Raw genomic sequence first — 23,211 nt, forward strand, 5'->3', positions numbered from 1 at the left:
GGCCTACATCCCTCGTCCGGCTAACCACAGAGCGTGGTCGATCTCCCATGCGGTGACGTCCCGCCGAAGACGTTGGCTGACGATGGGCACCAACGCGGTGATGATGTCGCGCGCGTCAGCGGGATCGACGATCACCCCGTGGTGGCGGAACCATCGCAGCACCATCCGGTCCGGTTTGATTAGGTCGTCCTGCCCGATCAACATCCACAGATAGTTCCGCCGAACCCCGCGCGCGCCCTCACCGGGAATCGAGCGCAGGTCCTTATCGACAGCGGCGAACCGATCGCTGTCCGCCAACAGGTCAATCCCGTCGCGTAGGGTGGTGACATCGTGTTTGACGAATTCGTTGATGTGGCGCAGCACCGCATCGGCTTTGAGTATTCCGCCGCGTGTCGAAGTTCGTTGCCGATTTGTGCGCCGCGCCAGCTCCTCGACACCGAGTTCTCCCAGTCGTGTGACGGGTAAGGGGTCGACATCAAGCGCATCCGTCATCGGAACAACGGGCCTGTCGACGCCGAACTCCTTGGCCAGATTCCGCGTCAACGGGACCACGACGTTGTCGTAGTTGGCTCCGATGCTCCACACTGCGTCGAGGATGCACAGGCTCAGACTGACCCAACGTCGTTCGCGAGGTTGCGGATCCAGCACCTCAACGGCGTCGGCAAGTCTGTCGCGCGCCGCCCTATCCAGGGTTTCGTGTGCGGGTGAACGGCCGTTTCCTTGTCCCATCTCGTCTGCCATCAGCCGTTCGCGATATCGCTGAAGTGCTTGTGCGCCAGTTCCATATCGCGCTCGCGATCAACCCCGACGAACGGTTCCACATAGGTAGTGCCGTCCACGGTGAGGCCATCCGGCTTCAAAGCGCCCTTCTTGCGGTACTCAGATGCGAGCTTGCCGGGTAGTTGGCGACCATTGGCGTCGTAGAGCGCATCGCGCTCATACTTCTGCAGCACCGGGAACTGAGTGCGGTAAATCGTGGTCAGTTCTTCGGCGGTGATGCCGAGCATGATAGCGACGATCACATCGATCTCGACGAGGGCTTGGCGACGGTCCGCAGCGCGGCGCAGCGGTGTCGCCCACTGCCATTTCTGGTCGACGGCACCTAGCGGTGCACGGCCGGTGTAGTCCACGCCGATGTGTGGAACCCACGAATCCTGCTGCCATGCTTTGTCATATAGCTCTTCCCACAGTGGGGCGTGGGGCTGGACGAGACAGTTGAGACGGAGGGTGCGAAGAACCAGGTGGGACTCAATCGGAGATCCATTAGGAGCAGGAATCTGCAACCACGTTGAGGCATTGATGTGACCGCTGCCGATCACTTTGATCATGAAATCGGCTACAACCGAATGGCTCACCCCTGCCATAAGAGCGAGCCGTCGATTATCCCGCGGCAACGAAAATGAATGGACAGCGTGGACGTGAGTAGGCCCTGGCGGGATAAGTGCAGTTTGCAGAGTGCGGACAGCCTTCACCGGCTGGCTCATCTCCCGCCATGCTAGTCGGAAATATGCCGAAGTAGGTTTGCCGTTCCATTTGGGATAGGCCGCGATGTACTCAGGATATGGCACAGCGCGCTGGTAGCTTGTTCGGGGGATAAAGTTCTCGTTGATTTGCTCAAGGGTGATCTCCGAGGTGTCGAGGTTGTTGCGCATGGTTTCGGCCGGTTGCTTAGACAGCGGAGTAGCGACCGTCAGGTGTGGGCCCTGGAGGATGACGTCCTCCCAACGCCCCGGCACCGCGGAGGCGGACTTGAAGAATCCCGCCTTGCGGTCGGCAGATTCATGCCATCCCGCAGTCCATTGAAAGTATTTGCTTCCGAGACGCGGTGCGGCCGCAATCTTGTCAAGTACTGTGCCACTGGCTCGGTTCACCGGATATAGCATGCGAGCTTCGGCGGGCGGAGTCTCAGACTCGTCGACGAGGGCTGCCCACCTTGCCAGTTCTGCTTCTGTGACCCTTATCACGCGCTCGGCATGCGGCCGTTGATCCCAGTGCCCGGTTTCATCCTTTATCCCCGGAATTGGACCCGAGCCGTCGTGATGCAGTGACCGCGTCACGGTCTGCGGGTGATAGAGGGATGCCGCTTGCAAGAAATCGGTCCTAACAGCGGCGCCATAGACATGCACGCCGTACTGCTTCGCATGGTCGATTTCAAAGAGTCTTAGCTCATTCCGAAATTCCCAATGGCGGCGGAGACGTCGATATGTCTCACGACGAAGTGTCCTCGCCCGGAGCTCAGTGAAGTGACTTTCGGGGTGGATTAGGCCCACGATCCCATTCGGCGCCATGGATCGCCAGGTCCGTTCAATAAAGCAGCGGTACAGATCAGGCTGCAATCCCGACAGGACCGGTCGATCTACATCCGAGCCTAGATGTTCACTTAACCCCGCCTGCTCTGCTCGCTCGGTCAGGTACGCGTCCAGACCTTTCGGCTCAGCGAGCGTCTCCTCCCGCTTCCGCTGCTTAACCGTCTCAGCCGGTTTGTCCGCCAGCTGCCACCACGGGTCGAACTCCGCCAACACTCCCGCTTCGTCCCAGTCAGGGCGAACCCACGGCGGATTTCCAACTTGCAGATCAAACCCACCACGGGCGAACACCGGCGCGAAGTCCAACTCCCAGTGAAAGAAGCCCTGCTGTTCGGCGATCGATCCGCATACCGCCAGCCACGGATACCCGTCGAGTGCCCTATCGATTGGAACTACTTGGGAGAACGTACGGTCGGTGTCCTCAGCGACATCCAGCTCAGCCCAGCTCATGTCGACCGCGAGGCTGGTCTGCCCGTACTTTTCGAACTTTCCAGCCTTCGGCGGCACGCCGAGGATCGCTTCGAGACCGCCGACCCACTGATCCAAATCTGGTGGTTCAATGTCGGTGGTGAGCGGCCAGGACCACAGTGCGCACCAGGCGTCCATCACCCGTCGTAGCCGCCGGTATGCGCCGTTTTCGTCGTGCAGCACCGCTTCGATCTGCTCACGCGTCACCGCCGGTGCGGACCCATCGTCCCGCTCCTGGCCCCACAGGTTGATGTCGCGCCGGATCTCCGACTCCGCGATGGTCAACCGTCGCAGCGTGAACTCCCACAGTGTTTCGACCCGCTGCGCGAGAGCGGTAAGCCGCTTCTTGATCGGGGCGCTCGGATTGCCGCGAATCCCGTTGCGCCACAACCGCAGCTCTTCCCGCTTGTCAGGCGCATACGTCTTGGCTTCGGGAGTGTCGATCACCGTGCCCCAACCATGCGAAGGCACCAGGAAGTGGTGAATACCCGCACCGATCTCAGCACCGAGTGGCACATCGTCCGGTGCAGTCGACAGCCACGCCTTCTTCGCTAGCAGCCCAGGCGCATATACCGCGCGGCGAGCCCCGATCAACGAGTTGCCGCGTCGCAGGTGCAGCCCGAACCATGGGGCCTGCAAACCCGCGACCATGGTGTCCAGCCACAACGAGATCTCGGCTAGCTCTACCGCCGTGGCGTTGAGGTCGACGCCGTACACCTGGTGAAGTGCGATGTGCGCCTTCACCTTCTGCAGCTCGACTTGGTATTGGTCCGCGTCGATGACCTCACCGATATCTTCCTGCTTACGCTTGAGGTATTCGGCGGCGAGTTGGCGTACCGCCTCGATTGCGAAGGCTCCGGACCCGAGAGCCGGCTCGCAGATCGTCAGTTGGAGGATCTGCTCGGGTGTTGTTCGTTCACTGTTCTGGTCGAGGAGTTCTTCAAGTGCCTGGGACACGACGAACTTCGTCAACACCTCGGGGGTGTAGTAGGAGGCCGACTGCTGACGTTCCCGGCCGGCGAGGCGGAACACAAAGGTGCCCTGTCGATGAATCACCGCGATCGGCTCGCCGGTCGCCTCGTCGATGGTCGTCACAAAATCAGACGCAGACAGGTGATCGGCGCGCGACACCGGAACCACCCACGAGCCCTTTTCCGGGTCGCCGTTCTTAGCGACCTCGTAGAGGTCTTCCTCGGCGAAAAAGCCGGTGTACGACATCAGCCCCTCATAGACCGCACCGAGTTGGTTGATGCCGAGTTCGGCATAGGAGATGAAGCCGCGGTCGGCGCCCTTTCGCCCCTTGGACTCCTTGGAGAGCAGCAGATGTTGGAGCACCTGCTGTGTCGCCTCATTGCCGAGGCCAACTTGGTCGATGAGTTCGGTTGCCTTGGGGTGGAACAGATCTGCCCGCAAGGCGTTGAACTCAAGCCCAGGTGCCGGGTCGTCGGCGATGTCGCTGTCGACCGCTGCGGGCGTGTGTCCGATGTCTACGAGTCGGAACAGGGTTGCTAAAGATTGGTAGAGGTGCGTGCCGTTTTTCGCGGTGGGCGAGACGAGCTCGGTCAGGGTTAGCTCGCGCAGTCGGTCCAGGCCGTAGCCCTCGCCGTACTCGGGGGCGCCCGCCGGAAGGACCCGCAATTCGGGCGAGGCTTCCGCGTAGAGCAGGAACAGAATGCGGTAGAGGAAGCGCAGCGCGTGCTTGGCGAGCTGTTGTCCGTCGATCTGAGTTAGCGGCAAATCACGTTCGGCGCGGCGGCGTACCACGTCGTTGGCGATGATTTCGATAGAGAGCCGGATGCCTTCGCGGAGATCCTTGGATACGCCGACGGTGTGCTTGACCGAGTCTTCGAGCACGCCGGTCCACCAAATATTTCCGTCCGCGTCCGGTAGTAGCGCCTGTCGGCCGAACATCGCGGCGAATCGGTCGATCTCACCGCCTCGCTTCTCATCGCGCCGTTCGAGCACCACCAGCAGGTCGACGGCAAGGTAGCGGCCTTCCGCCCACCGTGCGCCCTCCGCGAGCAATAGCCATTGGCCGGCTTGCACGACGATGAACGCGGGTGGCTCGTCGCTGCGGAACGCCGCCGACACCGCCTTGGACACCACGTCGATCGGCTTGTTGTCCTCATCACCCGGTTCGAGCAGCAGTCCAGTCTGAGGATCGAGCAGGTCGTCGATCGACTCCACCGGGTTGGCCTGGAGCACAAGGGTGCTCGTCACACCCGGGAGTTGTGCTTTCGGCAGTCGGAGTTCGGTTCCCGCCCGCGTACCGTCGTAGTCGGTCAATGCTTCGGTGAAGCCGAGCGCCTGACGGATCATGGCATGTGCTTCAGGCGCCCCGCTCGGCTCCTCGGCGAGCGTCGACAACGCGGTCTGTACATCGCGGGCCGCGCCGAGCAGTCGGCTCCGTACGGTCTCTCGACCCTCGGCGGTTTCGGCATCCCACTGCTTGCGCAGCTCGATTACCTTGCCTTGGAAGGACTCTCGTGGCGAGTCGGTGGTGAAGTAGTGCTCGCTGATCCAGTCTTCACCGACGACGATGGAATCGTACGAGGGCACGGCTCAACGCTCCTTTCCAGCGGCGGCGGTGTCGGTGCCCACGATCACCAGCAGCGGGCGCACCAGCTGCTGGGTGGGGGACAACAGGTCGGCGAGGCGTTGCTCATCGTGAATGCGCTGCCCGAGCCTGCCGATGCGGGACTTCTGGGCTCCGCGAAGATCCAAATGATCGGCTTCGGTGTGCCACCGTTCCGCGCGCTGCCGCCAGTGCGCGAGGCGTTCGGTGGTGGCCTTCTCTTGCGCGTCGAGCACCCACCGCATCTCGCGGCGGGCATGCTCAACCGCGACCGGGATCAGCGCGCGGTAGCGCTCGACGTCAGCGACCGGCCCGGGATTCGATGATCCGGGTTTGAGGCCCGTGTCGGCGGTGAGGAAGTTGAGGTCTTCGAGCGCCTCGACCATGCAGAACTCCGGATTAGACGGGTTGGGGAACACGGCAGTGGAGAAAACTCGCGAAATCAGTTGTCCGCGTTTGTTGGTCAACGTACCCATCAGCAGTACGGTCGGCGCGTCCACGTCGCCACGTATCACGAAGACCTGATTGCGGCCCAGCGCCGTTAGGGCGCGGTCGCTGGCCCAGTCCAGCACCGGATGCAGCGGCCCGAGGAAGTGCGCTTCAGGCCACGTCGTGTTGTCTATGCCCTTGCCTTCTCGAGCGATGCGCAACTGCTCCTCGCCGACGGACGGTGTGGTGGCGAGTTTGAGCCGTTCCAACACGCGGCCGTGCTGCAGATAGTTCTGCGGCAGTTGGCCCAACCGCTGCTGTAGGTCTTTCGGCGGGTTCAATTCGGCGATGCCGTGCGTCTTGCTGACCGTCCAGAGGACCCCGCCCTTCGCCGGCGGGGCATGCGGTACGTCGTGGAATGCGGCCTGCAACGCCTCGTCGAGGAAGGTGAGATCGTCGGGGTACAGACTCTGCCGCGTCGACGCCGGCAACGCTGGGGGTGCGTCGTCGACCGTGTCGAACTGCGCGAAGAACGCATCCAGATCGTCACCCTCGGCCACTTCGTCGGCGGTGCGGACCGCGTCGTCGAGCTCCATGCCTTTCGCCAGCACGTCGCGGATGACGTTTTCCTCCTCGGTCACGCTGTGCTTACCCATCAGCGAGGCGATGTCGCCGAGCATGGAGTGCGCCTGGTTCTCGCGTTCCAGTAGCCGTGACAAGACGCGTAGGTCACCGGAGAACTCCGGATCGGATGGTTCGAGGATCAGCGAGGAGATCACTGGAGGGAACTTCTGCCCGTACCGGTCGATGCGGCCGTTGCGCTGCTCGATGCGTATGAGGCTCCACGGGATGTCGTAGTGGATGAGGTGATGACACTGTCGGTGGAGGTTCACGCCCTCTGAGGCGACGTCGCCGGTCACCAGAACACGGATCGGCGAGGTTTCCAACTTGAAACTGTCGACGATTTCCTGCTGCTCGACGTCCGACAGACCGCCGTGCAGCATCGCAATGTTGTCGGGTTTCAGCCCGGTCGCGGCTGGGAGGTGCTCTCGCAGCCACCTCAGCGTGGCAATCCGTTCGGCGAACACTACGGCGCGCATCGACGATCCCGGCGCGACGCCGATCTCTTTGAGGCGCGCAACGAGCGCCGAGAACTTCCCGGCGCGTTCGTTGATGGCCTTGGCGTTGAGATCATCGAGGGTCTGCAGCGCCTGCAGCTCTTTGCGCTGCTCGCGGTCGGTGTTGTCGAGTTTGTTGCGTCGTTGCTTGATCGACTCGGCAAGGGCGGCAGGTGAGGAGAGGAAGGCCTTCGCCAGTGTCCACGGGAACAGGGCTTTGGTGTCGCCGGAGTATGGGGAGCTGCCCGTCGCCGGGTGCAACCAGGTATGCGACAGCTCGGCGGCTACGGCGTCCTCGGCCGGAGACGGCTTGACCAGCCGGTGCACCGGCTCGGCGCGCTCGGCCCAGTCGCCGCCCACTTCTGCGGCGACGTCGGGGCTGTGGCGGTGCCGCCGGATAAGCAGGGATTCGACGTCCTGCTTGGTGAAGGTGCCATCGGGCTGCACCACGGTCGGGTCGAGCAGCCGCAGCAACTCGGCGAACGATTCTTCCCGGCCGTTGTGCGGGGTGGCCGAGGCCAGGATGAGCGCCTCGGTGTTCGGCGCTAGGACGCGGGCCAGCTCGTTGTTCTGGGTGCCGACGTTGGTGAGGTTGTGTGACTCGTCGATGACGACCGCGTCCCACTGCTGGCGCTCCAGGTGTGCTTTGTAGCGGGGGCTCTTCAGCGTGTCGATCGAGATGATCGACCGCTTGAAGTAGGTGAACGGGTTACGCGTGGCTGGCAACTTCTGGCGCACCTTCTGGATCCCGGCCGAGTCGAGTCGCACGAACGGCAACGCGAACCGGCACCACAGCTCGTGCTGCATCTGTTCGAGCACATGTTTCGGGGTGACGATCAGGATGCGTTCGCCGCGGCCGCGCCGCACCAGCTCGGACAGGATCATGCCGATCTCGATGGTTTTGCCGAGGCCGACCGCATCGGCGATCAGGATTCGCGGGCGGATGTGCATGGGGTCGAGCGCACGGGTCACCGCGGCCTGCTGAAAGGCGAGCGAATCGGCGAGCATGTGCGTCGACACCGTCAGCGCCTGGTCGCCGTACGGCACGGGTGTCTTACGCAGCAGTGCTTCGAGCCACAGCCGGGAGTCGCGATATCCCGAGGAACCGTCGGCGACCACTTTCGCCTCTTTGGGATCCTGCGGCTCGATCGTGTCGAGGCTGGAGTAGAACGCGGCCGTCGTCTCGGCGACCAGTTCGGATAGCCCGCGGACGTAGACCAGCCAGCCGTCACTGCCCTGCTCAGCCTTGGTGACCAGCCACTCCTCATCGCGAACGACCACGATGGATCCTGGTGCGACGTTGAGGTCGTTGGTTGCTGTGGTCTCGACGGTAGGGGTCAACTTCTCTCCGGGGGTCGGCGCAGGGGATCTTGGAACAGGCGGTGGCGGTGGTTTCGGGCTGGGCGGCGGTTGTGGTGTTGGCGGCGCAGCTTGGGCTTCGACCTCGCCGAGGTCGATGAACTCCTGCAGGACGACTTCGCGTAGGTTCTTCGCGTTGCGCAGTCCGCGCAGGAACTCGATCTGCGCCCGCCGATTCGTGATCTGGCCGTCTTCACCTCGCCGGGCGAGGAGGGCCTGCACGACACGCTCGCGCGCCTCCTTGTCCCGGCGTAGCCAACCGTCTCGAAGCGTTTCCCACGCCTCCTGAACGAACTCTTCCCGAGGACGTGCTCCGTAGGTAAGTTGCAGGGCCTCGGGCGGAGCGAGCCCACCGCAGTCAGCGAACAAGTTCCCACACAACTCGTCTAATAGGGACGATGGCAGGTTTGACCAGCGGAATCTGTATCTAGGCACTTCGCGCCCACCGGATGAACGTCTGAAACACCCCCGTCTCCTGCTTACCTTCGCACATTAGTGGCGTTGCTGCTTTCGCGCCGCCGGTTCCTACGGATACCGTGTCATACCGACACGCTCGGGATTATTTGCCCAGGTTGCGCTCGTCGCGCATCCCGCCCTCAAGCCCGAGCTGGCGGTCGTAGATCCAGCTGCGCGACGTCGCTGTCGGTCACCCCGCGCTGCCGCAGCAACTCCATCATGTCCTCCTGCCGGGGCTGGCCCAGCATCATGCGGTACAGCGTGAGCGAGTCCCGGAGCCGCTGATACTGAGCATCCTCTCGGCTGAGGGGGAAGTGCACGACGAGCCGCTCAACACGGGCCTGGCCCGGATAGATCCACCACGGTGAGAATTCGCCGAGTTCGGTGTGGTCGACCGCCGCATCGAATGCGCACTCCCAGGGGTGGCGCCCGGACCGTGCCGCCGCGAGCGCCGCCTGACCATGCGCAGACGCAACGTTCTTGCGCACTGCGTGCCCGCCGAAACGGTTCACGCGACCCTCGCGCTGCTCGAAGTCCACCGGGTTGGAGGGAAGGTTCCAATGCACTACAGAATGGCTCCACCAGTGGAAGTCGATCCCTTCCTGCCCGACGCTCGTCGACGCCAAGACGAAGGGCCAGAACGGGCTGTTAAACGCGTTGCGGACCTCCGGCGCTCGAACGCTCTCGGTGTCTTTGCCCGCGGCACCGTAGCGCAGCGCGAATCGCACGGTGATCGGAATCCTCGTGAACTCTGCGTTGGTGGCCCGCGCGGTGTACCGCGACGTACGTAGTGTCAGGGCCTCGATTGCTCGATCTGCAATCTGGCTCAGAGTGGCGGCGTCGATCCGAACCCCGGCGAGCTCGAGCTTGAGCTGGTAGCAGTATTCATCGAGCACCGCCTGCAGATTGCCGTCGGCGCAGTACTGCAGGACCGACCTCCAATACGGCTGCTCGGTCCCGTAGAGCTGGTCGAGCAGGAACATGACATCCATCCGGTTGAACAGTGTCCGGATACCATTGGCGAGGCGTGCTGCGTTGCGCCACAGGTCTTTGCGAAGTTCTTGATCGATCTCATCGCAGATTCTGGCCAGCGCTCGGTACGCGATGTTGCCCGGGCTGTGCAGCGCGAGCAATGCCAGGTCGTCGTGCCAATGTGGCGAGGCCGTTTGCGCTAGCGCCACCTTGGCGTGCGCCGGCAGCGCACGGCCTGAACCGGTGTCTTCCGTCGACGTGGCGCCGCCACCGCGCCCGGCCAGCCAGTATGCGGCGGCATCGGATCGACGGTGTACGCCCTTGGGCCAGCCATCCGGCCAGGCGAAGAACGCCTCCCACGCCGCTTCCGCATGTGCGTGTTCAGCGGACGTAATCCGAGCCCGAATACGTTCCTCGACCGCTGTCTTCGCGACGTCGGCTTCGATCGGGCGTCCTTCCTCCAGCAGGTCTAGCGGATCACCGACTTCGGCCAGCGCCGGGTGCGGCCAGAACAGCGCAAGGGTGGACATACTCGCCGCCCTGTCTTCACGGATCACATAGTCGAATCGCGACGACACCGCGCGTCTCGCCTCCGCCGTATTCTCGGTCAATCCGGAACCAGCGACCATCCGCCGTTCTGCTTCATAACTCAGCAGACTCGCCACCGATGTCGGCACACCAGACCACGCCGAGAAAATCAAACGCTTCGTGACAGAACCGTCCGAAAACGGTGAATACACCTTCCCCGGAGCGAGGTAGGGCATCGAAGGCGGAACCCACAACAGCCTCCACCAATCTTTCTCGACGGTCTCGGCGGCGAAGGCGCGGAGGCGCGCATTTCCGTAGTCGACTTGCTCGTATTTCTTGATCAGTTGCGGGTCGACCGATCGAAGCCTGCTGACACTTGCTGTCAACTCCGCTGTCCCGGTTCCTGTTTTGAGCAGGTGACGAGCATGCTCCCCGGGTCGATATCCCTCCATGAAACTGGCGAAGTACGGGATAGACTTCCAATAGTCCAGGCTCACTGGCGAGTCGATCTCGCGCGCGAAGTTCTGCAGGGCCGCGAAATCTCGCAAGTCTTCAGGTGTCGGCACCTCACTGACGATGCGCCGAACGTGAAGATCGCGGCCTTCTTCCATCCTGGGTCGCTCTGAACGGGACATAAAGGGAAGCAGCGCATTACGCAGCTCAGCTGCCTCACTCGCCGCATTGGAACCGCTGATTGCAGTCTCTCGGTAGTTGCGAAACCCCTGTCGGATTCGTTCGAGCGCAGCGTCGTCACCGTCAGCGAGGAACTCCAGCGTGGTCATGAAGTCGCCGTAATGGTCGTCCTCGGTGCCATCAGCGACTGTGGTGTACGCCTTGTAGGGTGTCGCCGACAACAGCAAGACTTTGGCGTGTGGATAGTTGAACAGATGGTGAGCGAGCTCGCTGGCATCGGTGCCATTATTGGGGTCGATTAAATGTCGAAATCGCTGGAACTCATCGAGAATGACGAGGTCTGGCTCCAGCGACTCCACGCTCGCCTTTGCCAGCTCTCCACGCAGCCTGGAGATGAGTGACTTAACCCGCGGCTTCAGCTCGTCGGGCAGCACATCCAGGCCACCGAGTCGCTCACATACCGAATCGAATTCCGTTCGGAGGCCGCTGGCCTGGATTGCCGCGGCGAATTCGCGTTGGATGACTTCATCCGGGCCGACGCCGAGGGCATCGCGCATGCGAGCGATTCCGTCCTCGAAGTCCGACAGCCGTTTCACTTGTCCTTGAAAGAACAACGCCGAGGCCCTCTCTGCCTCCCGGTCTTGAACGTCCATCCCGTTGAGCAGGATGTGTAACAACTGGCGTTCCTCTTGAGAGCCGGTTTGCCATCCCATCTCGAACGAGGTTCCCGGCGTAAATGACACAAGGTTCACCTTCTTGCCCGCGATCCCTGAATCGGAGGCAAAGCGCCGACTTTCGAGCGCAAGCAATGTAAGCCTGCTGGTGATACCGATGTGAGGATCGCCAGTGACGTTGAGGCGGCGTAGGTTCTGCTTGGCAAGGTCAGTGCTCGAGCAGATATACACCACGTCGATGCGGTCGACATGCGCCGCGTCCTGAAGTTCAGCTATCGCAGATGCGATCACGCCGCGGGCGATGACACTCTTCCCAAGTCCCGTCTCGTCGGCGATGAGGAAGCGTCCGCTGGAGTCTGGCGACCGGAAGAGCCGGTCAGTGACGTGCTCCACTGCATCGCGCTGGAACCCCTTGAGTCCGCGTAGTATCCGTTCGACCTCGGGCCGGTTCATCGTGCCGCCGACAGTGTCGAGTAGGCAGACCATACGGATTCCCACAGTTCATCGAACCCGTCCGGCAGCACCGGCGGCGCCCCCTCGGGACGACGGGTTTCCGCGGCCTTCACATGTTGGATGATTCGCCGAAGATCGGCCAGGCCGCCGTGTTCGACGCCAATAGCTCGTACGAGCGTCTCAAAAATGCCACTGCTATCCTCCGTCCACTCGACGCCGAACCCACCCGCCGAATCGAAGTTGAAAAGTCTATCTCCCCCTTCAAGGGCCAGCAGAAGCGCTAGAAGTTTCAGGAAAGCGGCCCGATCCTCCAACTGTCGGGCGATCACCGCGTCTTGGCGGCCGGGAACGTCGCCTTCAAGCAAAGCCGTGACTACCGTCGAGGCGGTAGTGCCGCGCGGATCGGTAACTCGGATGACGATGAACGGCGTGATGTCGGTCAACGCTAAGCGCTCGAACACGACAGACACACCGGGGACCATCGCGGTGTTGGCCGGACGTGTCAATAGAGTGACCCGGGCACTCATACCCTCCGGGATGCTTAAGGGGCCTTCGGCGGAAAGTCTCATGAAGTAGCCGGTTTCGGCCGATGCGCCCTCCCCTGCCTCGACCTGGGCGAAGTACCGGCGCGCCGCCAGTACTCGTAGCGCCTGCTCGAGCTTGTGGTCTGCCAGTTCGTCTTCCGAAACCTCGGCGCTACCCACCGGCTCGAATGGAATGGTCAGCGCCCGTAGTGGTGAGGCCTCGCCGAGCAGGGCGAGCACACCGAGCTTGGTGTACGGGCCTTCGAACTCGACAAGCATTTCTACGTTGCCGCCGAACGCAGCCTCAGTGGCGTTCGCCGAACCGACGAACAGATGCGCCCCACTCTGCCGATCAACGACATACGCCTTCGCGTGCAGGCCGACCAGAGATTCGGCCCGCGGCGTCGTCGCCAGTTCCGCCTCCGCTTGCCCCCCTTCAGTTTCCGCGTCGTCATTGGCTGCATCGTCGAGAATCAAAGCCTCGACGCGTTCTAGCGTCGCGCTGTCGAGCCGATCGAGTTGTTCGCGAAGCGCCAAAATGATCACTGATTCTGACCGCTGCGGAAGGATCCGGCGGATACCTTCGTCGCTGAGAAACGGTGAGATAATTCCGTGGCGCGTTCCCTCGAATAGCTCGCGGAGCGGCTTGGCTGTAATCTCGGGAACCCCAAAGGGGTGGAACTGCATCGATCGAACATCGCTAGGACGTTCCCACTCGACCCTGGCGACCGCGGCCGCCAGCTCATCGATTCGAGCTGCCCTGTGATCGGGTAGTTTCTGCACGGACATTTCAGGAAGCGCCCGCACGAACGCTGCGAGCGGCGTGCTCTGTTCTGCGGGTTCGTCGCCGGCGAAGCCGTCGAGCCGCACCACCAGGTCCCAGCTACGGTCGTTGGTGAGATTGCGGCTGGCGCAGAGAAGTCGGTAGCTTCGCGCATCCCCATCGGCATACTCAAGGATCCAGACTTTCGGATGGAACAGCATCGTCGGGCGTGGCGCGCTGGCGGGGTGGATCATCGGTTCGAGAAGTGCAAATAGGTCAGAGGGCGTGCGAGGTTCGAAGATCTGGCCGGCTTGGGCGAAGACGTCGATCTTGTCCGCCGCGCGACGTACTGCGTCGAGAATCGCAATCGGGTCGCGACTCTCATGGACCCGGTGCGCCGCGAAGGCAAGTGGCACCGACAAGGCGGTGGTCAGGTCGAGGCTAAAAGTGGTTGCCACCGCGTGCGCAAGCTGAAATCCACTTGGTGGTCGTAGCTGCTCGGTGAGCGCGGCGCGGCCGTCTGGTTCAAGCACTCGCGCGCTCCAATCCATCGTGGATGTCCTGTATCACGGGGCGCAGCTGTGTCCACCGGTAAACGAGTCGGTTACTTCCAGATGCTCCTAGCCACGCTTGCAGCAGCCGTTTGTTCGACAGCCTTGCTTGTGCTCGCTTGTGCTCGCGCTCGCGTCGGTAGATGAAGGACCGCACGCTGTCGTTGGTTGCGAGGCCAGCTAGGTTCGCGGTACTGAGTAGATCGAGCCAGGTGTCGATGAAACGACGTGATCGGAGGTTGACGCCGGGATTCTGTTCGAGGACTCGGCGCCAGAACGCATCTCGATTCCAGGTGTGGATGTCTTGGCTAAGGCTCGGTTGCTCAGCCCACTCCTCGATCCGCTGGCGATACCGGTCGACCGGATTGTCGACCCGGTCGAACCCCTCGTCCTCGTATGCCTCCGCCAATAGTAGGTTGTAAACGAGTGCCGCACTGTTCATGAGGATGGAGAAGCGCCGAGCGTCGTCGAGCACCTGCGCACGCTCCCCGGAGGCACCGGTGAGCACCGAATCCTCCCATGGCACTTCACTGCCGGTATCGGGACGGTGCTCCAGGGCGTACTCCAGCATGGTGCCAGGCGAGCTCGAGAGCATCCGGTCGCGCAGCCATGCCGCTTCACTCTGGGGCATGGCGAACCCGCCCGGCACCTCGGCTGGAAACCCGCTCGGAACAGTGGGCAGCGTGGCATGGAAGGCGCCGGTGTGCCAGCTGTTAGCGACCTCGTCATCGAAGTCCGCGGCCGTCCGGCGCGGGTGTGCGCGATCGATTTCGGCCATGATTGCGTCAGCCCTGCTGAGAGCGGGATCGCTGAGGACGCCGTGGGTCCCCATGGCGCCCCAATACAGAGTGGACGGCAGGTTCTTCAGCGCAAAACCAACGTTCGCGCCAATCACTCCGTCCTTCTCGCCTGCGTCGAGTAGTCCGCGAATCAAGCGACGTTCGTTGTAGTCAGCGGCCGCCGTCGCCTTATCGACGTCGTTGCGCGCTTTGGCTGCGGTGCGGAAGCACCACGGTATAAGGAGGAAGTAGCGCGCGCGCGTGAACAGCGTCGACGTTCCCGGCCATAGCAAGTCGCTCAGGGCGTCGCGAACTTGGCCAATGCCGAGCTCGTCGCGACTTTCACGCTCGCTGAATAAGTTGACGATCTCGCGCATCCGGCGCTGATCCTCACTCGACGCGTCAAGCCACGCGATCAACGACGGCATGGAGCCTCCCCCGGTGAACCCACAAAGTCACGGTATCTCGAAGGCGTCTTTCGCGGCATGTTGATTGCCGTCAGGACGACCGCGTCGCCCAGTGCCGCGCCGCTTTATAAGATTCTCTCGATTCGCCTGGAAAAGGTAGGGAGCGTCTACACCAGCCCTATTAGCACCGTCCGCTATGTGCATGGTCTGTGTCGGGAAATCGTTCGGTCTAACAACCCGTCGTTCGATTGGGATTGCGCTGCGGTCTACGTGGCGATCGCGTGAATGACCTACTGCCCACATGACCTACTGCCCCTGGAACCGCACGGTCTAGCCTTTTCACGCCGCTACCCCCACCACCTGCGCCGCCGCCAGCGTCGGCAGCTCCAGCGACATTCCCTCCACGCTGACCGTCCCCCAGGAGTAGAAGTTCACGAATTGGAACGCCGAGGTCACCAGCTGCAGCGTCAGCGACTCGCCGGGCCGCAGGGTGTGCGCGATGTGCTCCATCGAGAACGTCACCGTGCGGGATTCTCCATCCAGCACAACGGGAATCGGCGTTACCTGGTTGCCCAGCACCAGGCCGGTGCGGTTGTCGACCAGCTGGGCGTAGACATGCTCGGCGTTGCCGGTGCCCGAGTAGGTCAGCGTCAGCTCCGGCGCGCCGATCAGGTGGGTGAACTCGGTGGCGTCGGGCACGCGCAGGTTCACCGCGTTCAGCGCCGGCGCACCCGACGCCAACCCCATGATCGCGGGCACCAGACCGCGGGTGATGACCCACGGGTTCGGTCCCGAGCCACCCAGCAGCGGGATATATCCGATCCTGCGGGTGCGCGTCGACACAGCCGTGACCGATTCGCCGGTGCTCACCGGGTAGGTGTCCGAGGAATACCAGTCACCGCGCTGGTCGACCCACTCGAATTGCGGTCCTGGATCAACACTTTCGTCGCCCTTGACGTAGCGGTCCAGCCACTCCATCGTCTCGCGCCACACCACCTGCCCGTCGTTGCGGCTGCTCAGGCACGCACCATGCCCGCCGCAGAACCACACCACCTTCGTCGTGGTGCCCGCCGCGATCAGCGCCGTGGCGTTGAGGTCGGCGTGGGCCAGCGGCACCAGCGTGTCGACGGTGCCCTGCATCAACAGGGTCGGCGCGGTGATCTCGTCGAGCCGGTCGGCGAAGTTGAGGCTGTTGAACAGGTCGATGTCGGACTGGCTGGCCTCGCCGGTGAGCACCGCACCGATCACCGCCGGCAGCACCCGCTCGTTGGGTCGCGCCCCGGTGATAGTGAGCAGTGCGCTCAGGAACGTGCCCCACACGCTGCTCACAGCCTGCCGCGGAAAAATCGCGTCCACCAGGCTGTTCCACGCGATGGTCGGCACGATTGCGCCGATGCGGCGGTCGGCGATCGCGGCGGAGAACTGCACCCCGCCGCCGTAGGACACCCCCACCATCCCGATCTTGGGGTCCCCGTCGACCGTCTGCACCGCGTCCAGCGTGGACAGCCAGCTGATGATGTGCGAGATGTCGCGGCCCTCGAAGTCCGGCGACTGCAACTGCATCCGGCCCCCGGAGTTCCACTCCCCGCGCGGATCCCAGCTCACCACGTTGTAACCCTCTTCGCGCAGCCGCCCCACCCCGACCACGTCGTAGGGCAGGAAACTGTCGAGCCGATTGTTCAACGACGTCGCCCCCGGCAACCCCACGCCGGGACCGTTGAGCACCGTCGGTGCCGCCTCGCCCGCCTGCAGCCCCTTGGCCGGCATGAAGTGCACGTAGATCTCGGCGCCGTCGAACGACGTCACCTTGTAACTGCGCGCCCGGGGCGAACCGGGCGCGGCGGCGTGGTCGATCGGGAACCCGAACAGCGGATGCAGGATCTCCGACAGGAACGGGGTGGCGTGGAGCAGCTGCACGATCGGCGTCATCACGAATCGCCCGACCACCGGCACCATCTGCAGCCACTGCAGCGGCGCGGTTATCTCGCGCACCTGCACGTCGGTCGGGAGTTCATAGTCATCGGCGGCTAGGCTGGTCGTCACCTGCGGGCCGGCCGCCGTCTCCTCATCCGTTCGGACCCGCGCCGTCGCAAGCGCGCTGAGCGCCACCGCGGCCTGCGCGGGCTCCTCGCCGTCGGCGCCGACGTCATCCCCAGCCACGACGGTCGAGACCGGAGCCGCGACAGGCTCGGCCTCGTCCTCCGACCCCTCCTCGGCGACGGGTACGACTTCCTCGAGAACGTCGACGACCCCAGGCTCGGCAGCCGCGACATCGACCTCGGTGACGTCGGCCTTCTCCCGCTCGGTTCCCCGCCGCGCGTCCCGCCGCTCCCCGGTCGCCCGCTCGGCCCGCGGCGACCCGGACTCCGAGGTCTGCGACGACCTCGCCGACGACACCGACGAGCCCCCGTCGTCGGCGAGCGCCGCGCCGGCCCCCGCCAGAATCGCCGCCCCGATCCCCAGAGCGACCGCCAACCCACCGACCCGACCCACGCAGTCCCCCGCAGCCACGGCTTCCTGCTTACCGTGCGCACCGGCCCTCCGGATGCGGTTCACGGATCTACGACCAGCGCGTCAATATCGGTTTGGGCCCTCCGTCCGATCCAGCCCGCGGCCCCGCGCGCCGCCCCTAAGCTGGCGCCATGCGCGGCAGGGGTCGGGCTCCAGGGGTCGTCGTCGCCCAGCTGGCAGGGTGTTGTCTGCTGGCCGGGCTGCTCGTCGCTGCGCTGATGTTCCCGTTCGTCGGCGGCGTCGGAGCCACGCTGATGGGCGTATCCGACTCTGCCAGCGCGGAATCCACGCAGCTCATCGAAGGCGAAGCGCCGCTGGTCTCGACCATGGTGGACGCCGAGGGCACCCCGATCGCGTGGCTCTACGAGCAGCGCCGCTGGGAGGTCCCCAGCCACCGGATCGCCAACACCATCAAGCTGGCCATCGTCGCGATCGAGGACAAACGCTTCACCGAACACAACGGCGTCGACTGGCAGGGCACCCTGACCGGCCTGACCGGATACCTGCGCGGCGACCTGTCCACCCGCGGCGGGTCCACCATCGAGCAGCAGTACGCCAAGAACTTCAACCTGCTGGTCACCGCGCAGACCAACGCCGAGCGCCGCGCCGCCGTGGAGATCAGCCCGGCCCGCAAGCTGCGTGAGATCCGGGCGGCCCTGGCGCTGAACGCCGCGCTGCCCAAATCGGAGATCCTGGCCCGTTACCTGAACTTGGTGTCGTTCGGCAACGGCGCCTACGGAGTGCAGGACGCCGCGCGCACCTACTTCGGCGTCAACGCCGCCGACCTCAACTGGCAGCAGGCCGCCCTGCTGGCCGGCATGGTGCGCTCCCCCACCTCGCTTGACCCCTACACCAACCCCGACGCGGCGCTGCAACGGCGAAACCTGGTGCTGAACACCATGATCGCGAACCTGCCCGCCCAGGCCGACGAACTGCGCGCCGCCAAGGCCAAACCGCTGGGCGTGCTGCCCCGGCCCGACCCGCTGCCGCAGGGCTGCATCGCCGCGCGCGACCGCGCGTTCTTCTGCGACTACGCGCTGCAGTTTCTGGCCCGCGCCGGGCTGAGCAAGCAGGACGTCGCCCGCAACGGCTACCTGATCCGCACCACCCTGGACCCGAAGGTGCAGCGCAGCGTCAAGAGCGCCGTCGACGAACTGGCCGACCCGACCGCCGTCGGCGTGGCCAGCGTGATGAGCGTGATCACCCCCGGCAAGGACCGCCACGACGTCGTCGCGATGGCCGACAACCGCACCTACGGGCTAGACCTGGCCGCCGGCCAGACCGTGCAGCCGCAGCCGTTCTCCCTCGTCGGCGACGGCGCCGGCTCCATCTTCAAGATCTTCACCACCGCCGCCGCGCTGGAGATGGGCCTGGGCATCAACGCCACCCTCGACGTGCCCCAGACCTTCCGGGCCACCGGGCTGGGCGACAGCGCCGACCCGGGCTGTCCACCCAAGACCTGGTGCGTGCGCAACGTGGCCGGGTTCGCCGGCCAGATGAACGTCACCGATGCGCTGGCCAAGTCGCCCAACACCGCGTTCGCGAAGCTGATCGCCCAGATCGGGGTGCCGCGCGCGGTCGATATGGCGGTCCGGTTGGGGCTGCGGTCCTACGCCGAACCGGGCACCGCCCGCGACTACGACCCCGAGTCCAACGAGAGCCTCGCCGACTTCGTCAAGCGGCAGAACCTCGGGTCCTTCACGCTGGGCCCGCTCGAGCTCAACCCGCTTGAACTGTCCAATGTCGGCGCGACGCTGGCCTCAGGCGGCATGTGGTGCCCGCCCAACCCGATCGACGCGGTGTTCGACCGGCACGGCGCCGAGGTGGAGCTGCAGACCCAGGCCTGCGAGCAGGTCGTGCCCGAGGGCCTGGCCAACACGCTGGCCAATGCGCTGGGCAAGGACCACACGGGTGGCACCGCCACCGGCGCGGCGGGCTCGGTCGGCTGGGATCTGCCGATGGCGGGCAAGACCGGCACCACCGAGTCGCACCGGTCGTCGGGCTTCCTCGGCTTCACCAACCGCTACGCCGCCGCGAACTACGTCTTCGACGACTCGCCGACCCCGACGGGTCTGTGCTCCTACCCGCTGCGCAAATGCGGGAGCGGCAACGTCTACGGCGGCACCGAACCCGCCCGCACCTGGTATCTGGCGATGGACCCGATCGCCGAGGACTTCGGCCCGATCACCATGCCGCCGACCGATCCGCGCTACGTCGACGGCGGCCCCGGCAGCGAGGTGCCCGGCGTGGCCGGCATGAAACTCGACGCGGCCCGGAAGAAGTTGGCCGACGCCGGTTTTCAGGTCGCCCCGGAACCGACCGCGGTGAACAGCGGGTCCCCGCGGGGCGCGGTCATCGGCACCACGCCACGCGGACGCACGATTCCCGGGTCGATCGTCACGATCCTCACCAGCACCGGGATCGCCCCGGCGCCGGTGTACCAACCGCCGCCGCCCAGCGAGGCGCCCCCACCGCCACCACCCGACGCGCCCCCGCCCCCGCCGCCACCGGCCAACGTCATCCAGATTCCCGGTCTGCCGCCCATCGTGCTGCCGTGGGCGGCACCGCCTCCCCCGCCACCACCGCCACCTGCACCGCCGCCGCCACCTGCACCGCCGCCATTACCTCCACCGCCGCCGGCGTGACGGTTGTCCAGCGCGGAACGTGCCGGGTCGCTGCTCAGGATTACGTCGACGGAATCACGGTCGGGACCGCGACGTCATCGGAGGCCACGCTTCCGGGGAAGCATGGTGAGATACCGCTGATCGTCGGCGGATGACCGGGCGGGGTGGAGGATTCGATCTGCAGCCGGTATCCATCGGGGCCGTAGCCGAACTGGTTGGGGCGAGGAAAATCATCGCGTTCGAACACGTGCCAGCCCCAGCTCCGCCAGATATCGCCGACCTCACTGATGACCCCGGCAGCGTCCGCACCCTCGGGCAGCAGCACCTGCCGCACATCGGTGAACATCATCTCGGGCTTGTCCGACCCGGTGGGCAGGTCATCGCACGAACGATTGCCGTTGCCCACCCGATACCGCGTGGCGTCGAGCCGGGTGCCCGCGGGCAACGCCTCGACCGTCCGGGTCAGGTAGCCGATCACCGTATCTTGGGCTTGCTGTTGACTTGTCGGGATCAGCGGTTCGAGTTCCCAACCGGGAGGAGGCGGCGGAGCGGACGTCATCGAAGGTCCTCCAATGTCGGTGGCGCCTGTGGGGGTCGGCGGCCCAATGTCACCCTGGTCGCCACTGCACGCACTCACGACGACGACGAGAAGCGCGGCCGCCACGAGGGCATTCGTCGGACGAGGTCTACGTCGGATGGTTCGCATCACAACCGATCATCCTCCCGGAGGCACGATGTGGGGCGGCGGCATTCCGCCGATGATGGCGCCCATGTTGCGCAGCGCGGGATTGCCCTGATCCCAGTAGCTGCTGTGCGCGGCGATGGAGGGCAGATCCAGAATGGGCGGTCCGGTGTTCGGCCCAGCCGCTGCCTGCAGCTGGATGGCGCCGAAGCCATCCGTGGTGGGGCTCGAACCGAGCGTGAAGCCGGTCGCCAGGTTGATCGGGTCGAAGCGGGCGCGGGTCGCGTACACGTCGGCGCCCGCACCGAGGCCGAGATCCGCGGCCTGGTCCACCAGCATGCCGGGGCTGCCGACGGCGATGACGTTGTCGACCTCGAGTTCGTTGCCACCGGACGCGGCAGCCCCGACCAAGGTGGAACCGTAGCTGTGACCGATGACCGTGTTGACTGACTGTCCACCCTCGTGGGTAACGCGCATCCCCTCCTGGAAAGCCGCCAAGTCGGCGCCACCACCCCGCGCGAAATCCGGTGAGGCCGCATCGAACAGGTCCATCGGCCGGTCGTAGCCCATCCAGGTCGTGACGGAAAGATCCTCCGGCGCGAGGTCTTGGTTTGCCCGCAAAGCCGCCTGAAACATCGCCTCGGCATCCTCGGTGCTGTACGGCATGCGCACCAGGTCCTGCCCCGTTCCCGGAACGAAAGTGGCGCTGTGGGAGGCAGTATCGGGATTGCCGATCGACACTGCTGCGCGCCCCTGATCGTCGAGCAGGCCGAGCAGGCGCGGTGTGCCGTCGTTGGACTGCAACTCGGCCTGCACGGTGGCCAACCCGTCGAGCTGATGCCTGGCCGCATCCAGGCGGCCACGCCATTCCCGGTAGGCGGCCGGCGGGTTGGGGTTCGGTGAGACGGGCGGCCCCGCAGCCCAGTTCGGGTGTTCCGCTGCTATCCGGTCGATATCGGCCTGCGCCGACTGTGTGAGTTCGGCGAGATTCATCCGGTCCGTGCACCAATTTCCTGCGCCGCCGACCACCGCCGCCCTACATTCGTCGCAGTGGCCAACCCGATGCGTCATCCGATTCGCGTCCCCCGGACCGAAAAGCCACGGGCCGAGGGCCGCTTCTATCTGCCCTCTGGACGCCGACTGGGCTTCGCCGAATTCGGCGACCCGGCCGGTGACGCCGTGCTGTGGTTCCACGGCACCCCGGGCGGGCGGCGCCAATTCCCGCTGTGCGGGCGGCGCGCGGCCGAGAAGCTCGGGCTGCGGGTGGTGGTCGTCGGGCGGCCCGGCAGCGGGTTGTCCGACCCGCACCCGTACACCTCGATCGCCGACTGGGCCCACGACGTGTCCCACGTCGCCGACGCGCTCGGCGCCGAAGAGCTGGCGGTGGCCGGGCTGTCCGGCGGCGGGCCTTACGCGCTGGCCTGCGCCGCGGTCCCGCCACTGAAAACCCGGGTCAAAGCTGTCGCGGTGCTCGGCGGTGTCGTCCCGTCGGTCGGGCCCGACGCGCTGGCCACCGGTGCGGTCGACCTGGCCCGCCGTTTCGCCCCACTGCTGCACATGCTGCGCCAGCCCCTGGCCCAGAGCGCCAATCTCGTGATCATGCCGCTGATTCCGTTGGCGCACTTCGCCTGCCGGGCCTACGCCGGCGTGGTCCCCGAAGGAGACCGCCGGGTGCTGCACGACCCGGAGATGGAAGGGATGTTCATCGACGATCTGGTGCTGGTGGCCAAGGGCCGCTTCCAGGCGATCGTCGACGACGCCCGGCTGTTCGGGCGCGACTGGGGTTTCCGGCTCGCCGACGTGTCCGCGCCGGTGCGCTGGTGGCACGGCGACGCCGACAACATCGTGCCGCTGGCCGAGGCCCAGGCCGCCGTCGATCGGCTGCCCAGCGCCGAACTCGTCCTGCGCCATGCCGAAAGCCACCTCGGCGGTTTCGCCACCGCCGACGAAGTACTCACCTACCTGAGGGCCCACCTATGAGAAAACCGCTCGTGCTGACCGTCGCCGCCGCCGCCCTGACCGCGGGCTGCGGCCTGACCGGCACCGCGTCGACCGAGCCGCCCGCCCAGTCCGGGTTCCTGCGCATCGACGGCCGCCAGGAGTCCACCCGGTCGGTGCAGTGCACGCAGACGCAGTGGCTGATGACCATCGACGCGACCGGCAACGAGGGCCAAGCGCGGGCGTTCGTCGAGCTGGGCGGTCTGCAACCGCGCGTCACCAGCGTCAGCATGCAGGGCATCGAGGGCCACCACGGCGTCGCCGACCGCGACACCGGCGACATCGAGGTCACCGTCAACGACCACAACGTCTACACCATCACCGGCACCGTCGTCGGCAACGACGGCACCACCCCGGGCGGCTCCCGGTCGATGCCGTTCGAGATCAAGGCCCCGTGCTGA

The 23,211-nt window shown here is 65.1% G+C and carries 12 protein-coding genes; 3 read left to right on the forward strand and 9 right to left on the reverse strand.

Features of this window, described 5'->3' with window-relative positions:
- Window positions 1-3 precede the first annotated feature (3 nt).
- The 7 genes from G6N31_RS17540 to G6N31_RS17570 all read right to left on the reverse strand — a co-directional run bounded on the left by G6N31_RS17540 (window position 4) and on the right by G6N31_RS17570 (window position 17,506).
- Window positions 4-741: a DUF8548 family protein gene (locus G6N31_RS17540; RefSeq protein ID WP_234815355.1), complete on the reverse strand. Its 738-nt coding sequence runs from the start codon at window positions 739-741 to the stop codon at window positions 4-6.
- On the reverse strand, window positions 741-5,333 hold the full coding sequence (locus G6N31_RS17545; RefSeq protein ID WP_098004021.1) for a DNA methyltransferase: 4,593 nt from the start codon (window positions 5,331-5,333) through the stop codon (window positions 741-743). The genes G6N31_RS17540 and G6N31_RS17545 overlap by 1 nt, the downstream gene beginning before the upstream one ends.
- Before the next feature lie 3 nt (window positions 5,334-5,336).
- Entirely contained in the window at window positions 5,337-8,177 is a 2,841-nt protein-coding gene (locus G6N31_RS17550; protein WP_234815358.1) for a helicase-related protein, read from the reverse strand.
- 674 nt (window positions 8,178-8,851) lie between these two features.
- Complete coding sequence (locus G6N31_RS17555) at window positions 8,852-11,971, reverse strand: helicase-related protein (protein WP_098004039.1); 3,120 nt, start codon at window positions 11,969-11,971, stop codon at window positions 8,852-8,854.
- Entirely contained in the window at window positions 11,968-13,809 is a 1,842-nt protein-coding gene (locus G6N31_RS17560) for a phospholipase D family protein (RefSeq protein WP_234815356.1), read from the reverse strand. Before G6N31_RS17560 ends, G6N31_RS17555 begins: the two co-directional genes overlap by 4 nt.
- Entirely contained in the window at window positions 13,784-15,016 is a 1,233-nt protein-coding gene (locus tag G6N31_RS17565) for a DUF6361 family protein (RefSeq protein ID WP_098004023.1), read from the reverse strand. Before G6N31_RS17565 ends, G6N31_RS17560 begins: the two co-directional genes overlap by 26 nt.
- A gap of 318 nt (window positions 15,017-15,334) precedes the next feature.
- Window positions 15,335-17,506 carry a S15 peptidase family protein gene (locus G6N31_RS17570; RefSeq protein WP_234815357.1) on the reverse strand — a complete coding sequence of 724 codons (2,172 nt, stop codon included), beginning with the start codon at window positions 17,504-17,506 and terminating at the stop codon, window positions 15,335-15,337.
- Between the two features lie 131 nt (window positions 17,507-17,637).
- On the opposite strand from G6N31_RS17570, the gene ponA2 reads away from it, so the two are divergent.
- Window positions 17,638-20,151 (forward strand): transglycosylase/D,D-transpeptidase PonA2, encoded by a 2,514-nt coding sequence (gene ponA2, locus G6N31_RS17575; protein ID WP_163722236.1) that lies wholly within the window; start codon window positions 17,638-17,640, stop codon window positions 20,149-20,151.
- Between the two features lie 40 nt (window positions 20,152-20,191).
- On the opposite strand, the gene G6N31_RS17580 is transcribed toward ponA2, so the two are convergent.
- Window positions 20,192-20,689: a hypothetical protein gene (locus G6N31_RS17580; protein WP_234815470.1), complete on the reverse strand. Its 498-nt coding sequence runs from the start codon at window positions 20,687-20,689 to the stop codon at window positions 20,192-20,194.
- Window positions 20,690-20,845: 156 nt separating this feature from the next.
- Window positions 20,846-21,841: an alpha/beta hydrolase gene (locus G6N31_RS17585; protein ID WP_163722238.1), complete on the reverse strand. Its 996-nt coding sequence runs from the start codon at window positions 21,839-21,841 to the stop codon at window positions 20,846-20,848.
- 33 nt (window positions 21,842-21,874) lie between these two features.
- Between G6N31_RS17585 and G6N31_RS17590 the strand changes: the two genes are divergently transcribed.
- Together G6N31_RS17590 and G6N31_RS17595 are read left to right on the forward strand one after the other, a co-directional pair.
- Window positions 21,875-22,792 carry an alpha/beta fold hydrolase gene (locus G6N31_RS17590; protein ID WP_165776272.1) on the forward strand — a complete coding sequence of 306 codons (918 nt, stop codon included), beginning with the start codon at window positions 21,875-21,877 and terminating at the stop codon, window positions 22,790-22,792.
- Window positions 22,789-23,211, forward strand: a complete 423-nt coding sequence (locus tag G6N31_RS17595) for a lipoprotein LpqH (protein WP_098005810.1) — start codon at window positions 22,789-22,791, stop codon at window positions 23,209-23,211. Before G6N31_RS17590 ends, G6N31_RS17595 begins: the two co-directional genes overlap by 4 nt.

The organism is Mycolicibacterium duvalii, from assembly GCF_010726645.1.
Lineage (GTDB): Bacteria > Actinomycetota > Actinomycetes > Mycobacteriales > Mycobacteriaceae > Mycobacterium > Mycobacterium duvalii.

Coding starts and splice junctions, on each gene's coding strand:
- G6N31_RS17540 (WP_234815355.1), bottom strand. CDS start 741: ATGGCAGACGAGATGGGACAAGGAAACGGCCGTTCACCCGCACACGAA.
- G6N31_RS17555 (WP_098004039.1), bottom strand. CDS start 11,971: ATGAACCGGCCCGAGGTCGAACGGATACTACGCGGACTCAAGGGGTTC.
- G6N31_RS17560 (WP_234815356.1), bottom strand. CDS start 13,809: ATGGATTGGAGCGCGCGAGTGCTTGAACCAGACGGCCGCGCCGCGCTC.
- G6N31_RS17565 (WP_098004023.1), bottom strand. CDS start 15,016: ATGCCGTCGTTGATCGCGTGGCTTGACGCGTCGAGTGAGGATCAGCGC.
- ponA2 (WP_163722236.1), top strand. CDS start 17,638: ATGCGCGGCAGGGGTCGGGCTCCAGGGGTCGTCGTCGCCCAGCTGGCA.
- G6N31_RS17580 (WP_234815470.1), bottom strand. CDS start 20,689: ATGACGTCCGCTCCGCCGCCTCCTCCCGGTTGGGAACTCGAACCGCTG.
- G6N31_RS17590 (WP_165776272.1), top strand. CDS start 21,875: ATGCGTCATCCGATTCGCGTCCCCCGGACCGAAAAGCCACGGGCCGAG.
- G6N31_RS17595 (WP_098005810.1), top strand. CDS start 22,789: ATGAGAAAACCGCTCGTGCTGACCGTCGCCGCCGCCGCCCTGACCGCG.